The organism is Granulicella sp. WH15 (genome assembly GCF_009914315.1).
Classification (GTDB): Bacteria; Acidobacteriota; Terriglobia; order Terriglobales; family Acidobacteriaceae; genus Edaphobacter.
This window is the reverse complement of the sequence record NZ_CP042596.1, coordinates 3,795,727-3,809,088: the sequence shown is the minus strand read 5'-3', so window position 1 is coordinate 3,809,088 and position 13,362 is coordinate 3,795,727. Positions and strand designations below refer to the sequence as shown.

The following is a 13,362-nucleotide window of genomic DNA, read 5'->3' as shown; positions in this document are numbered from 1 at the left end:
TCAGGACCAATTCCGAGTCGAGGCCATAAATGCTCTATCCTGAATTTCATTCCTTTGTGAAAGCAGTGATATTGAAGAGAACAGGATTCGTACTGATCGTTGCCGCTCAATCCTGGTTGAGCTTCCTATTGCCTTGGGGGGCTGCCTCTGCGCAGGATTTCTCCTTGCCTGCAAGACAAGCGGACTTCAAGACCTTCGTGCAGGATTTCGAGAGCAACTACGCGTATTTGGACCACGCTGAAAAGCCCTGGCTGACCTGGGAAGTCAGGTACGCCGGGGCTGTGCAGCAAGCCGACTCCAAAGAAGCGTTTGACGCAGTGCTGGCGTCCGCTCTCAGCGAATTGCACGACTTCCATGCTGAGGTCCGATCCCGTCTGGTAAATCGCTGGTTGCCCGTTCCTACCTTTGCAGATATCTGGGCCGAGTTTCAGCCGTCCGGGGCCATAGTCACCGCTGTTCGGAGAGGAAGCGATGCTGAATATGCGGGTATTCACGCAGGGGACCGTATCACGAGCGTAGGTTCTGTTCCGCTGGAACAAGCCATTGCAACCCGGCTCACGCCAGCTGTTTCGCAGACAAGTCCGCAGGCACGAGAGTGGGCCTTGCTCTCTGTTCTTACCGGCAAATCGGATGAGCCAAGAGTGCTGAGCCTGGTGACACCTGCGGGGCATTCGTATACCGTGACCTTACCCGTGGAACGCCACTTCGACCAGGCTCCGGGAGAACTCTCACTAAAACGCCTTCCCGGCAACATCGCGCTCATCCGATTCAACAACTCGCTGGGTGAGCAGAAAACCGTCGCTGCTTTTGATAAGGCACTTCTCGAAGCGAGAGACACAAAGGGTCTCATCCTTGACCTTCGGGATGTACCGAGTGGAGGTGACAGCTCGGTTGCGCTCGGCATCATGGGGCGTTTCGTGTCAGAGATTCGACCTTACCAACGGCATCGCATTCCTAACTACGGGCAGTCCGATGTGGAGCGGAACTGGGTCGAGTTTGTCGAGCCAAGAGGCCCGTTCACCTACACCGCGCCGGTTGTGGTGCTGGTCAACCATTGGACAGGCAGTATGGGGGAAGGCATCGCCGTGGGCTTCGATGCAATGCGGCGAGCCGTGGTCGTGGGGATGCCCATGGCCCATCTGGCGGGAGCGGTCTCAGATGACAAGCTCCCAAAGACAGGGGTAGATGTGGCTTACGCAACGGAGCAGATCTACCACGTCGATGGCGTGCCTCGACAGAAGTGGCTTCCACCCGTTCTCATGGAGGAGCCTCTCGAAGATCAAGCTGGTGATGTAATCCTCACGCGAGGAATCGCCGAGTTGAAAAAGCATACGCTTTGGCCGAAGAGCAGCCTGGGCAAACTGCAGCCGCTGCAATGACAAAGCCAAGTATCGGGATATCGGCTTGTCGGAAGTCGCTCCGCTGGGCTAGAAGTAGTTGCGATGAGGCCCAATAAGAATCGTCAAGAGCATCTGATGGTTGCGGAAAAAATAATGCCGCTGCACGCTTTGATTCGGTGCAGCGGCTTGTTTTATTCGCGGATGATCTTCACGAAGATGCCGTCGGGCAGAGAGGCTCCGCCGAGGATGTGGACCACGCCATCCTTGGTGAATCCGCGTAGCATTCCGGCGGTGGCTGGAGCGCGGTTGGCGGCGTAGGGATCGGGGGGCGCGGCGGACTTTGCCGGGTGGGGGATGGCGCGGAGGGGCAGGCTCTGGACTGGCGAGTCGGCGGCGTCTTTGGGGGTGCGCTTCATGCCGCGGTCCATCGCCTGGTTGGCCAGCGCGTCGGCTTCCTTATTTTTGTGCCGGAGAGCGTGGCTGATCTCGAAGCCATCCAGCTTGGCGATGCGGTTGCGGGCCTCCTGCCAGAGCGGCTTCAGGTCGGGCGAGTTGACCTTATATTTGCCCTGAATCTGCTTGACCATCAGCTCAGAGTCGGAGACGACCTTGAGGCGCGGAATCTGGTTTTGCAGGGCGTAATCGAGCACGGCGAGCAGCCCGGAGTACTCGGCGAAGTTGTTGGTGCGGATGCCGAGGAACTCGGATAGCTCGGCGAGGGTGCGGCCGTTGGCGTCAACGAGGACGGCGCCGAAGCCGGAGGGGCCGGGGTTGCCGCGGGAGCCTCCGTCGCAGTGGGCTTGGACCCAGTCGCTCGCGGAGGAAGTTTGCTTGGGAAATAGAGACGACATATGGGGCTAGTTTAGCCGTTTGCCGACCGTGATGACCTTTTTCCACTTCCTCGGTCTACTAGAGTGCAGGTGATCTTAGACTCCGGAGTCGGATCGAATGAGTGTTGATACGGTTGGTCTTGAGGCCGAAGGCGGGCTGTCCCCAGTACTTTCCGCTCTGCGGCGGCTGGGTAATGCGGGAAATGGCGTTGGTGTGTTTTCCAGCAGCCCGGTAGAATCTTCGTCAGAGATGGCGAAGGCGGCGATTCAACGCGGAGCACGGGGCGGCAAGCTGACGCCGGCGCAGATTGAGGCGCGTGCGCAGCAGCGTGTCGAAGACGACGAGCTGATCCGCGAAGCGCAACGGGGCGAGCGGGCTGCGTTCGATTCGCTGGTGCGGCGTTACGACCAGAGCGTGCTGCGGCTGGCGCTGCACATGCTGGGCAACGAGCAGGACGCCCAGGACGTCTACCAGGAGGCCTTCATCAAGGCCTACCGGCATCTGGGGAACTTCCGCTTCGAGTGCTCGTTTTATACGTGGCTCTACCGGATCGTGACGAATCTCTGTCTCGATCAGTTGCGGCGGCGCAAGTCGCGCCGGGAAGACGCGGCGACGGTGCTGGACCAGAGCGGCGACGAGATGGACCTGATGGCCAACGTGACCGACGACCGGGCGATGGCGAATCCGGGCCGGGAGCTGGACCGGAAGGTGATGGGCGAGCGGATCGCCAGCGCGCTGGACGGACTGACGCCGCGCGAGCGGACGGTGTTTGAGCTGAAGCACTACCAGGGTTTGAAGCTGAGAACGATCGGCGAGATGTTGAACACGACGGAAGAGACGGCGAAGAATACGTTGTTCCGCGCCACGCGCAAGCTGCGGGCGAGCCTGGCCAACGTTCGTTAGTTGGCGGGTCTGATTTACAGGTTTGAGTAGTAGCGGTTGAGTGACTTACTGGGCAAAGACCTGGAAGACGCAACACAATTTGAGGCTGGATCGAGGCGAGTGCAATGGACTGCGACAAGGTACGGAACAGTGTGATCCTGGCGGCATACGGCGAGCTGCCGGATGAGGACGCGATTGGACTGGAACAGCATATGTATCACTGTCCGGAGTGCCTGGAAGAAGTAAAGGCGATGGAGGAGATCAGCGAGCTGCTGGCGTACGCGCCGGTTGCGGAGCCGCATCCGAACCTGCTGGCGCAGAGCCGAGTGCGGCTGGATGAGGCGCTCGACGCCATGCCGCGGCACGGCCTGCTGACCAACCTGCGGGTGAACTTTTTTGCCTGGATCGGCCACTTGCAGAGCGCGCCCGCGCTGGCCACGCTGCTGGTCGGCGTCGGGTTTCTGGCCGGAAACTTTACCTATCGCTACCAGGTGGCGCACGCGCCCAAGCTGCCTTCGCCGGTCATCCTGACGAACACCACGGGCGGCGGCATCTCGAACATCAGCGGCATCGTGCAGACGCCGAACTCGGATGTGGTGCAGGTAAGTTACAACCGCATCGTGCCGGAGTCGGTGGAGGGATCGCTTGACGACCCGCAGATTCGGCAGTTGCTGATGCTGGGCACCAAGGCCGCGACCGATAACGGTGTGCGGGGAGATTCGGTTGCGCTGCTGGCGCATGAGTGCCGCGCGGGCCACGCGTGCCGGATGGAAGAGGGCAGCTCCAGCGGCGACGACGTGCGCGCGACGCTGCTGGTGAGCCTGCGCTACGACAAGAATCCCGGCGTGCGGATGAAGGCGCTCGAAGGCCTGCAGCCGTACATCATCACCGACCAGCGGGTGCGCGACGGGATCGCCGAGGCGCTGCTGCACGACACCAACGCCAGCGTGCGGACCAAGGCGATTGCCATGCTGGAGCCGGTGCAGTCGGACTCGAGCGTGCGTCAGGTCTTCCGCACTGTCTCGACGACCGACGAGAACCCGTATATTCGTACGGTGAGCACGCGGGCCCTGCAGGGCACGGCGGATATCCAGTAGTAAGCTAAAGGTATTCGCGGGAGCATCCGGACATCTGATGGTGTGACCAAGGGGCCTTGGTTGACGATGCAGGTGGGTGCGCCGGTAATTTGGAGCAAAGGACCTCAGAGGCGACACGAGAAGATGACGATGGCTTCCAGATGCGGATGGTGGGTTCTGGCGGCTGTGCTCGTGCTGGCTGACGGCCGCATGGCGCTGGGGGCGCGGGCTCGCTGGGGCGGCGGGACTGGCAAGGGCTGGGCCGGAACGAGCGTGAATCATGGCGCGGTCGGGTATCTCGGGATCGACGTGCGCGACATCGGCGATGGGCAGGTTGCGGTTCTGAAGCTGAAGGACTCGCGCGGCGCGGAGATTGTGCGCGTGGACCATGACGGTCCTGCCGGAAAGTGCGGGCTGCGTGAACACGATGTCGTGCTGGTGTTGAATGGTCAGGCGATCGAAGGGGAGGAGCAGATCCGGCGTATGCTGCGCGATCTCGCGCCCGGACGGCCGATTACGCTGATTATCAGCCGCGATGGCCAGACGATAAGCCTGAATACGCAGATGGCGGATCGCGACCAGATTGAGCGGCAGGCCTGGGAGCAGCACATCACGGTGCCCGACCCGGGGCTGGCTGGGCCTTCGGCTCCGGCGGATGACGCGGCCGAGAACTTTGTCGGCAGCACGGGAGCGCCGGTGCGCGGCAGCCGTGGGTTTCTGGGGTCGATGCTGCTGATGAGCCCTTCGTACACGGGTGCGATGCTGGAGATGCTGGGGCCGCAGTTGGCGGAGTTCTTCGGGGTGCCGGACGGGGTAGGACTGCTGGTGCGGAGCGTCGCGACGAACAGCCCGGCGGCGCTGGCGGGGATGCACGCGGGCGATGTGGCGATCCGTGCCAATGCGCAGCGGCTGACGACGATGGGGGAGTGGTCGAAGACGATCCGCGAGAGCAAGGGGCGGCCGGTGACGGTGGTGGTGCTGCGCGATAAGAAGGAAGTAACGCTGACGCTGACGCCGGATGGGAAGAAGCGGTCGTCGCTGGAGCGGCAGAAGATCGTGGCCCAGTGGGCGTTTTTGACAGAGCTGTAAAGTAGTCTCTACGCTCCCCGGCTGCGCCGGATTTTTTCCTTGTTCTTGCGGACGAGTTGCAGGAAGTCGCGCTGCACGGGGTTCTCTTTTTCCGGGTTCCAGGCTACCGAGAGGCCGACGTGCGCGGTCTCGGGGAGCAGGTCGGCGAAGACGAGCCCGGCGCTGCGCAGGCGGCGGACTCCGGCGGGAACGAGCGCGACGCCTTCGCCGGACTCGACCAGGGTGAGGATGCCGGACCAGGAAGCCGAGCTGTTGACGATGTGCGGGGAGAACCCGGCGTTCGAGCAGAGCGAGATGATGCCGTCATGGTAGGTCTGGGCCGAGCGTCGTCCGATCATGACGAATCGCTCCTCGGCGAGGCGGGCAAACTCGATCTGGGCTCCGGCGAGGGGGTGGTCGACGGGCAGCACCGCCACGATGGGGTCCTCGAAGAGAAGCTCGTCTTTGAGGGTGCGGTTAAAGGGCGGCTCGAGCGGGCGGGTGAAGCCGATGTCGATGGTGCCTGTGGTGAGTGCCTCGAGCTGCTGGGCGGCGAGCATCTCGACCAGGGTGAGCCGGATATTGGGGTGGAGCTTGCGGTACTCGCGGATGAGCCGGGGGAAGAAACCTCCGGCGCCCCAGAGGAAGAAGCCGATGGTCAGAGCGCCTTCGAGGCCCTGCATGGCATGGCGCGTGGTGTCGACGGCGCGCTCGGCGGCGGCGAGAGTCTTGTGCGCCTCGTCGAGGAAGATCAGGCCCTCACGAGTGAGCTGGGTGGCCCGCTGCCCGCGTTTGATCAGGGTAACGCCGATCTCGTCTTCGAGGTCCTGTATCTGTTCGGAGATGGACGACTGCGCGACGTGAAGGTGGCGACTGGCGGCGCTGAAGGTCCCATGTTCTGCGACGGCGCAGAAGTATCGCAGGTGACGAAGCTCCATATCAGGTGATGATATCGGTTTTTCCGATGTTCGAGAGCGGAAATAAGCGTGAAACAAAAAGAGGTTAATCCTGTCTACTAAAGAAGCCCTTGAAGTGATTAAATTGAATCAATTTCCCAACTCTAAGGTGGTCTGCCCATGTGGATCGTAAAAATTGCTCTTACGCGGCCCTACACCTTCGTCGTGTTGGCGATTTTGATCCTGATTGCCGCGCCGGTCGTCATCCTCAGCACGCCGACGGATATCTTCCCGGCCATCAACATCCCCGTGATCTCGGTCTCCTGGTCGTATACAGGACTGAACGCGGAGGAGATGGAAGGCCGCATCACGACGCCGTATGAGAAGTCGCTGACGACGCTGGTCGATAACATCCAGCACATCGAGTCGGTGACGGTGGCGGGAACGTCGGTCATCAAGATCTACCTGCAGCCGGGCTCGTCGCTGGATACGGCGAACGCGCAGGTCTCGGCCTCGGCCAACTACTCCACCAAGCAGTTGCCGCAGGGGATTCTGCCTCCGCAGATCATCAACTTCTCGGCCTCGACGGTGCCGATTCTGCAGCTTGGATTATCGAGCGATACGCTCTCCGAGCAGCAGTTGAACGATATTGGTTTGAACTTTGTGCGTCCGGCGCTGGTGACGGTGAACGGAGCCGTCGTGCCCAACGTCTACGGCGGCAAGCAGCGCTCGATCATGGTGAACATGAACCCGGCCAAGATGCAGTCGCTGGGGCTCTCGCCGAAGGACGTGCTGACCGCGCTGGCCAACCAGAACGTGGTGCTGCCCGGCGGCACGGCGAAGATCGGCGGGGATGAGTACGACATCCATCTGAACTCGACGCCGCGCACCATCGAGGGGCTGGCCGAGCTGCCGATCAAGCAGTCGAACGGGGTCACGGTCTTCATGCACGACATTGGGACCGTCTCGGACGGTTCGACGCCGCAGACCAACATCGTGCGGCAGGATGGGCACCGCGGCGTGCTGGCGTCGGTGCTCAAGTCGGGTAATGCCTCGACGCTGGGCGTGGTCTCGGGTATCCGCGGTCTGCTGCCGCGCCTGCTGACGACTCTGCCGGACGGGCTGAAGATCACGCCCATCGGCGACCAGTCGAAGTTCGTGCGCGGCTCCATCCAGGGCGTCATTCGCGAGGCCGTCATCGCCGCCTGCCTCACCGGGTTGATGATCCTGCTCTTCCTGGGAAGCTGGCGCTCGACGATCATCATCGCGGTCTCGATCCCGCTCTCGATCCTGGTGTCGATCATCGTGATGAGCTGGCTGGGCCAGACGATCAACATCATGACGCTGGGTGGACTGGCGCTCGCGGTCGGCATCCTGGTGGACGATGCGACGGTAGAGATCGAGAACACCAACCGGTATCTGGAAGAAGGTCTGGGATTGCAGGAGGCCATCCTGGCTGGAGCTGCGCAGATCGCGGTGCCCGCGCTGGTCTCGACGCTCTGCATCTGCATCGTCTTCCTGCCCATGTTCTTCCTCTCGGGCGTCTCGCGCTACCTCTTCGTGCCGTTGGCCGAGGCGGTGGTCTTCGCCATGCTGGCCAGTTACCTGCTCTCGCGCACGCTGGTGCCGACCATGGCGATGTACCTGCTGAAGCCGCACGATCCGCACGCGATCCCGTCGATGAATCCGTTCTCGCGGTTCCAGCGCCGGTTCGAGCACTACTTCGAGATCGCGCGCGCGAACTACCAGTCGACGCTGGCGGGGCTGTTGCAGGTGAGGCAGCTCTTCGTCCCCGTGTTCCTGCTGATCTGCATCAGTGCCTGCCTGCTGATCCCGTTCCTGGGCCGCAACTTCTTCCCGGCGTCGGATAACGGCTCGTTCATTCTGCATGTGCGCGCCAAGAGCGGCATGAGGATCGAGGAGACGGCCAAGCTCTGCGACCTGATCGAGCAGTCGATCCGGAGGGTGGTCCCGGCCGAGGAGATGGACAATATCCTCGACAACATCGGAATGCCGTACTCGGTGTTGAACTACCAGCACAACACCTCCGGCCTGATCGGCACCAACGACGCGGACATCATGGTCTCGCTGAAGGAAGACCACCACCCCACGGCGGACTACGTGCGCAAGCTGCGTGCCAATCTGCCCAAGGAGTTCGATGGAACGATCTTCTACTTCCTGCCCGCCGATATCGTGACCCAGATCCTGAACTTCGGCCTGCCCTCGCCCATCGATGTGCAGTTTGAGGGGGCGGACATGGCGGCCAACCGCAAGGTGGTGAACGCGGTGCTGGCGGATATGCGCCACGTACCCGGCCTTGTGGATCTGCGGGTGCAGCAGCCGGATGACTACCCGGTGCTCGACCTGACGGTGGACCGCACCAAGGCGGACCAGGGCGGGTACACCGAGAACGATATCGGCGCCAGCGTGCAGAACATGCTGAGCGGCAGCTCGCAGCTCTCGCCCATCTTTTATCTGAACCCGCGCAACGGGGTAACGTACCCGGTGGTGGCGCAGACGCAGCAGTACGACATTACGTCGCTCTCGGCGCTTGAGAATATTCCGCTGTCGTCGTCGACGGCCCGGCGGACGGAGATTCTGGCTGACGTGGCCAAGATCTCGCGCTCGACCGAGCTGGAGACGGTGAACCACTACAACATCCGCCGGGTGCTGGATATCTACGGCGCTCCGCAGGATCGCGACCTGGGCGCGGTGAATCGTGATATCGAGCGCATTGTGGCTCGGCACGAGAAGGAGCTGCCGCGTGGAAGCTTCGTGAAGATCCGGGGCCAGGTGGAGACGATGAACGCCTCCTATGTCGGTCTGCTCTCCGGACTCGGCTTCGCCATCGTGCTGGTTTACCTGTTGATCGTGGTCAACTTCCAGTCGTGGCTCGATCCTTTCATCATCATCACGGCGCTGCCTGCCGCCCTGGCCGGTATCATCGTCTTCCTCTTCCTGACGGGCACGACGCTCTCAGTCCCTGCGCTGATGGGTGCGATCATGTGCATGGGCGTCGCCACGGCGAACAGCATCCTGGTCGTCTCCTTCGCCAAGGACCGGCTGAACGTTCACGGCGATGCGATCCGGGCCGCGCTTGAGGCCGGTGCCACCCGCTTCCGGCCGGTCTGCATGACTGCGCTGGCGATGATTATCGGCATGGTGCCCATGTCTCTGGGCGCGGGCGAAGGCGGCGAGCAGAATGCTCCGCTGGGCCGCGCCGTTATCGGCGGCCTGATCGCCGCCACCGTTGCTACCCTTGTCTTTGTCCCTGCCGTCTTTGCGCTTCTTCACAGTCGTCGTGCGCGGTCCGTCGCGTCTGACCAAACCGAGCCGCACGCAATCGGCGCCGGAGCCTGATTTCCATGAGTGAGTCCCAGTACAGCGCAGCCGCCAATCCCAGCCATCCCATTCCGGACGCGACATACACCGAGAAGCCTACCTACCTCGACGCTCACGGCGTGGACACCGGCAAGCCTCCCGCCCCCAGCGGCGGCATCAGCCGCTGGCTCTGGATCATTCTGGCGATCCTGGCCATTCTGCTGGCGGCTGCGATCGTCTCCGGCATTCTCTCGCGCAGGCACGATGAGACCAAGCTGGAGACGGTGACGAAGGAAGGCTCGGTTCCGACCGTCTCGGTGATGCACCCGATCTCGTCGCGGCTGGCTCCGGAGATCTCGCTCCCCGGAAGCGCCCAGGCCTACGTGGATACGCCGATCTACGCGCGCACCAACGGCTATCTGAAGAGCTGGCACTACGATATCGGCGCGCACGTGCGCAAGGGGCAGTTGCTGGCGGTCATCGAGACGCCGGAGTTGGATCAGCAACTCCAGGTGGCCGAGGCGCAGCTCAAGAGCGCGCAGGCCAACCTCGATCTGGCCAACATCACCTCCACCCGCTACCAGGGGCTGCTCAAGACCAACTCGGTCTCGAAGCAGGAGACCGACCAGGCGATGAGCGACGCCGCCGCCAAGCAGGCTGCGGTAGAGGCAGCGATGGCCGGGGTTCGCCGTCTGGAGCAGCTACAGAGCTTCGAGAAGATCTATGCTCCGTTCGACGGTGTCATCACGGCCCGCAATACGGACGTGGGTCAGTTGATTACGGGTGGCATCGACACGGGCAATGCGGCCCGCGAGCTCTTCCATCTGGCTGAGATCCACACCATCCGCGTCTTTGTGCCGGTTCCGCAGGCGTACGCGGCGGCGGTCAAGGATGGAGGCGCTGCGACCCTGACCCTCGATGAGTATCCGGGCCGCACCTTCGTGGGCAGGATCGCCCGCAATTCGAGCGCGATCGACCCTTCCTCGCGCACGCTCAACGTGGAGGTGGACGTCGATAACCCGAAGGCGGAGCTGCTGCCGGGCGCGTACGTCACGGTTCACTTCAAGGTCGCCGACCACGGCGAGGTGCTGACGATCCCGTCGAATACGCTCATCTTCCGCTCGCAGGGCTTGCAGGTCGCTGTGGTTCGCGACGGCAAGGTGGCGCTGACGCCGATCAAGGTCTCGCGTGATGCCGGTGCGTTCGTGGAGATCTCCGCCGGAATCACTGCCTCGGATCTGATCGTGCTCGATCCCTCCGATTCGATCGCCTCGGGCCAGCAGGTCACCACCCGGGAGCGCAAGGTGGAGCTGCCGACCCAGAAGGCCGCCAAATGAACCCGGTCCTTCTGAGCCAGGTCTCTCTGAAGCAGCCCTCTCGCCTGCGGGATCTGCCGCGCTGGTGCGTCCTCTCGGCCTCTGCCCTGCTGCTCAGCGGCTGCATGGTCGGGCCTAAGTACACCAAGCCTGCGGTCTCGCTGGCTCCGACGACCTCGCCAGCGACCCAGCCTGCCAATCAGTACGACCAGTACAAGGAGACCGACCCTAACTGGCATCAGGCCAATCCCGCTGACGCTGCCCTGAAGGGCGAGTGGTGGACGATCTTCAACGATCCCCAACTGACGGCGCTCGAGGTGCAGGTTCCCAAGACCAACCAGACGCTGCGCGCTGCCGAGGCCAACTTTCGCACGGCCCGGGCGCAGATCAAGATCAACCATGCGGACCTGTACCCGACGCTTGGGGTAGCTCCGTTTGTCGGGGGTGAACGCGAGTCAAACTCCCGGCCCTACTTCAATCCGCCCAGCCCGAACAACGGTCTCGCCGACCTGCTGGTGCCGGTCGATTTCAACTATGAGGTCGATCTCTGGGGCCGTATCCGGCGCAACATCGCGGCCTCCAAGGAGGAGACGCAGGCTTCGGCGGCTGATCTGGCCAACGTACTGCTCTCGCTCCAGACCGAGCTGGCGCTGGATTACTTTGAGGTCCGCAGCGCCGACGCGGCCAAGAAGCTGCTCGACGACACGGTTCAACAGTATGTCGAGGCACTGCGCGTGACGACCAACCGCTTTGAGGGCGGCATCACCTCCAAGGCCGACGTCTCACAGGCCGAGACGCAGCTCCAGGCCGCCATGGTGCAGGCCTCCGACATCGCGGCGACGCGCGCGCAGTTTGAGCACGCGATTGCGATCCTGACCGGCCAGCCGCCCGCTGTCTTTTCACTGCCGCCGGTTGTGGCGACGATTGCCCCGCCGAGCATCCCGGTCGGCCTGCCCTCCGAGCTGCTGGAGCGCCGCCCCGACATCGCCGCCGCCGAGCGACGGATCAACGAGGCCAACGAGCGCATCGGCATCGCGCGCGCGGCTTACTTTCCCACGCTGAACCTCTCGGCTGCCGCCGGTTTCGAGGGCTCCTCGGCCACTAACCTCTTCAATCGCTCCAGCTTCATCTACTCGCTGGGGCCGACGCTGGGCGAGACCTTCTTCGACGCTGGACGCCGCGCGGGCATCTCCCAGCAGGCCTACGCGCAGTACGACGAGACGGCCGCGCAGTACCGGCAGACGGCGCTGACGGCCTTCCAGCAGGTGGAGGACAACCTGGTCCTGCTGCGGGTGCTGGCCGACGAGGCCAAGCAGCAGCACGCCGCCACAGCCGCCGCGCAGGAGGCCGAGCAGATCTTCAACAATCGCTACGTGGGCGGCGTGGATAACTACCTTCAGGTGATTACGGCGCAGACCACGGCGCTGAACAACGAGCGCAACGAGATCGACATTATGCGTCGGCGGATGGACGCCTCGGTGCTGCTGATTAAGGCGCTCGGCGGCGGCTGGACGACGGCGCAGCTCCCGACTTACTAGCCTTCAGGGTGTTGTCGGAAAGATTTTTTCGACAACACCAGCGCCAAAAAATGTTGCGCGCAACACCCTTTGCGGAGATGGGGTTCCATCTGGTGTAGCAAGGAGGTTGTGCGATGACGATCAAAGGTATGAAGACCAAGGTTGCGACGATGATGGCGGCGGGTTTCCTGGCGGGAGCCCTGGTAGTGGCGGCTCCGGTGAAGGCTGAGGCCCAGCGTGTTGTGGTCCGTTTTGGTGGACCGCGCTATGTGTATGCTCCCGCGCCGGTTGTCTATGGGCCTGCCTACGCGCCCGGATACTATGGGTATGGTCACCCCTACTGGGGCGGCGGTCACTGGCGTGGCGGCCGTGGCTTCTACGGCCGTCGTTGATTCACGGCTGAAAGATCAGGTTTGACGTTCACGAGGCCGGTTGCGGAGAGATCCGCGCCGGCCTTGTTGTTTTGCTACAGGGATGCGGTGGCGATGCGGCGGACGTCCAGGCTGGCGAAGGAGTGGTTAGTCTCGTCCACCGAGTGCGGCAGGGCCACTGGGCGGCAGGCGTCTTCGAGGACCAGGCACTCGAAGCTGAGGCGGGTGCCGTCTTCGGCTGAGTAGCGGACGCAGAAGTCATAGGCCAGCCCGGCGATGAAGAGGCGCTTCAGGCCGCGCTCGTGCAGGTATCCGGCCAGCCCGGTCGGGGTGATGTGGTCGTTCTCGAGGAAGGCGGAGTAGCTGTCGATCTCCTTGCGGAAGCCCTTGCGCAGGATCATCTCGACGTGGGGAATCCGCAGGGCAGGGTGGAGTTGGGCACCGGGGCTGTCGATGAGGCAGTGATCGGGCCAGAGGGTCTGGGCACCGTAGGGGGCATGGATCTGGGTGAAGGGCGCGGCTCCGGGGTGCGAACTGGCGAAGGAGATGTGGCCCTCGGGGTGCCAGTCCTGGGTGAGGATGACGTGCTGGAACTTCTCGGCGAGCTGGTGGACGGCGGGGAGGATCTGGTCGCCGTCGGTTACGGCCAGTGCGCCGCCGGGCATGAAGTCGGGCTGGAGGTCGATGAGGAGGAGCGCGTCGGTGGATTGGTTGATGTGCATTTTGCCCCTCACGTCTGCGTAC

11 protein-coding genes are annotated in these 13,362 nt (G+C 63.0%); 8 read left to right on the top strand and 3 right to left on the bottom strand.

Annotated elements, in window-relative coordinates; all coding sequences use genetic code 11:
• Nucleotides 1-29 precede the first annotated feature (29 nt).
• The gene (locus FTO74_RS15760) at nt 30-1,379 is read left to right on the top strand and encodes a S41 family peptidase (RefSeq protein ID WP_162539002.1); all 1,350 of its coding nucleotides are present in this window, start codon (nt 30-32) and stop codon (nt 1,377-1,379) included.
• Nucleotides 1,380-1,531: 152 nt separating this feature from the next.
• On the opposite strand, the gene FTO74_RS15755 is transcribed toward FTO74_RS15760, so the two are convergent.
• Entirely contained in the window at nt 1,532-2,191 is a 660-nt protein-coding gene (locus FTO74_RS15755) for a ribonuclease HI family protein (RefSeq protein WP_162539001.1), read from the bottom strand.
• Between the two features lie 97 nt (nt 2,192-2,288).
• Between FTO74_RS15755 and FTO74_RS15750 the strand changes: the two genes are divergently transcribed.
• The 3 genes from FTO74_RS15750 to FTO74_RS15740 all read left to right on the top strand — a co-directional run bounded on the left by FTO74_RS15750 (nt 2,289) and on the right by FTO74_RS15740 (nt 5,218).
• On the top strand, nt 2,289-3,074 hold the full coding sequence (locus tag FTO74_RS15750; protein ID WP_162539000.1) for an RNA polymerase sigma factor: 786 nt from the start codon (nt 2,289-2,291) through the stop codon (nt 3,072-3,074).
• A gap of 104 nt (nt 3,075-3,178) precedes the next feature.
• On the top strand, nt 3,179-4,150 hold the full coding sequence (locus tag FTO74_RS15745) for a HEAT repeat domain-containing protein (RefSeq protein ID WP_162538999.1): 972 nt from the start codon (nt 3,179-3,181) through the stop codon (nt 4,148-4,150).
• A 129-nt stretch (nt 4,151-4,279) separates the two neighbouring features.
• Nucleotides 4,280-5,218 (top strand): PDZ domain-containing protein, encoded by a 939-nt coding sequence (locus tag FTO74_RS15740; RefSeq protein ID WP_162538998.1) that lies wholly within the window; start codon nt 4,280-4,282, stop codon nt 5,216-5,218.
• An 8-nt stretch (nt 5,219-5,226) separates the two neighbouring features.
• Here FTO74_RS15740 and FTO74_RS15735 read toward each other — a convergent pair whose 3' ends face one another.
• The gene (locus tag FTO74_RS15735; RefSeq protein ID WP_162538997.1) at nt 5,227-6,135 is read right to left on the bottom strand and encodes a LysR substrate-binding domain-containing protein; all 909 of its coding nucleotides are present in this window, start codon (nt 6,133-6,135) and stop codon (nt 5,227-5,229) included.
• 138 nt (nt 6,136-6,273) lie between these two features.
• On the opposite strand from FTO74_RS15735, the gene FTO74_RS15730 reads away from it, so the two are divergent.
• The 4 genes from FTO74_RS15730 to FTO74_RS15715 all read left to right on the top strand — a co-directional run bounded on the left by FTO74_RS15730 (nt 6,274) and on the right by FTO74_RS15715 (nt 12,639).
• Nucleotides 6,274-9,453 (top strand): efflux RND transporter permease subunit, encoded by a 3,180-nt coding sequence (locus FTO74_RS15730; protein WP_162538996.1) that lies wholly within the window; start codon nt 6,274-6,276, stop codon nt 9,451-9,453.
• Between the two features lie 5 nt (nt 9,454-9,458).
• Nucleotides 9,459-10,751: an efflux RND transporter periplasmic adaptor subunit gene (locus tag FTO74_RS15725; RefSeq protein ID WP_162538995.1), complete on the top strand. Its 1,293-nt coding sequence runs from the start codon at nt 9,459-9,461 to the stop codon at nt 10,749-10,751.
• On the top strand, nt 10,748-12,268 hold the full coding sequence (locus tag FTO74_RS15720) for an efflux transporter outer membrane subunit (RefSeq protein ID WP_162538994.1): 1,521 nt from the start codon (nt 10,748-10,750) through the stop codon (nt 12,266-12,268). Before FTO74_RS15725 ends, FTO74_RS15720 begins: the two co-directional genes overlap by 4 nt.
• Nucleotides 12,269-12,381: 113 nt before the next feature.
• Complete coding sequence (locus FTO74_RS15715; RefSeq protein WP_162538993.1) at nt 12,382-12,639, top strand: hypothetical protein; 258 nt, start codon at nt 12,382-12,384, stop codon at nt 12,637-12,639.
• 74 nt (nt 12,640-12,713) lie between these two features.
• On the opposite strand, the gene pncA is transcribed toward FTO74_RS15715, so the two are convergent.
• Complete coding sequence (pncA, locus tag FTO74_RS15710) at nt 12,714-13,340, bottom strand: bifunctional nicotinamidase/pyrazinamidase (protein WP_162538992.1); 627 nt, start codon at nt 13,338-13,340, stop codon at nt 12,714-12,716.
• Nucleotides 13,341-13,362: the final 22 nt, after the last annotated feature.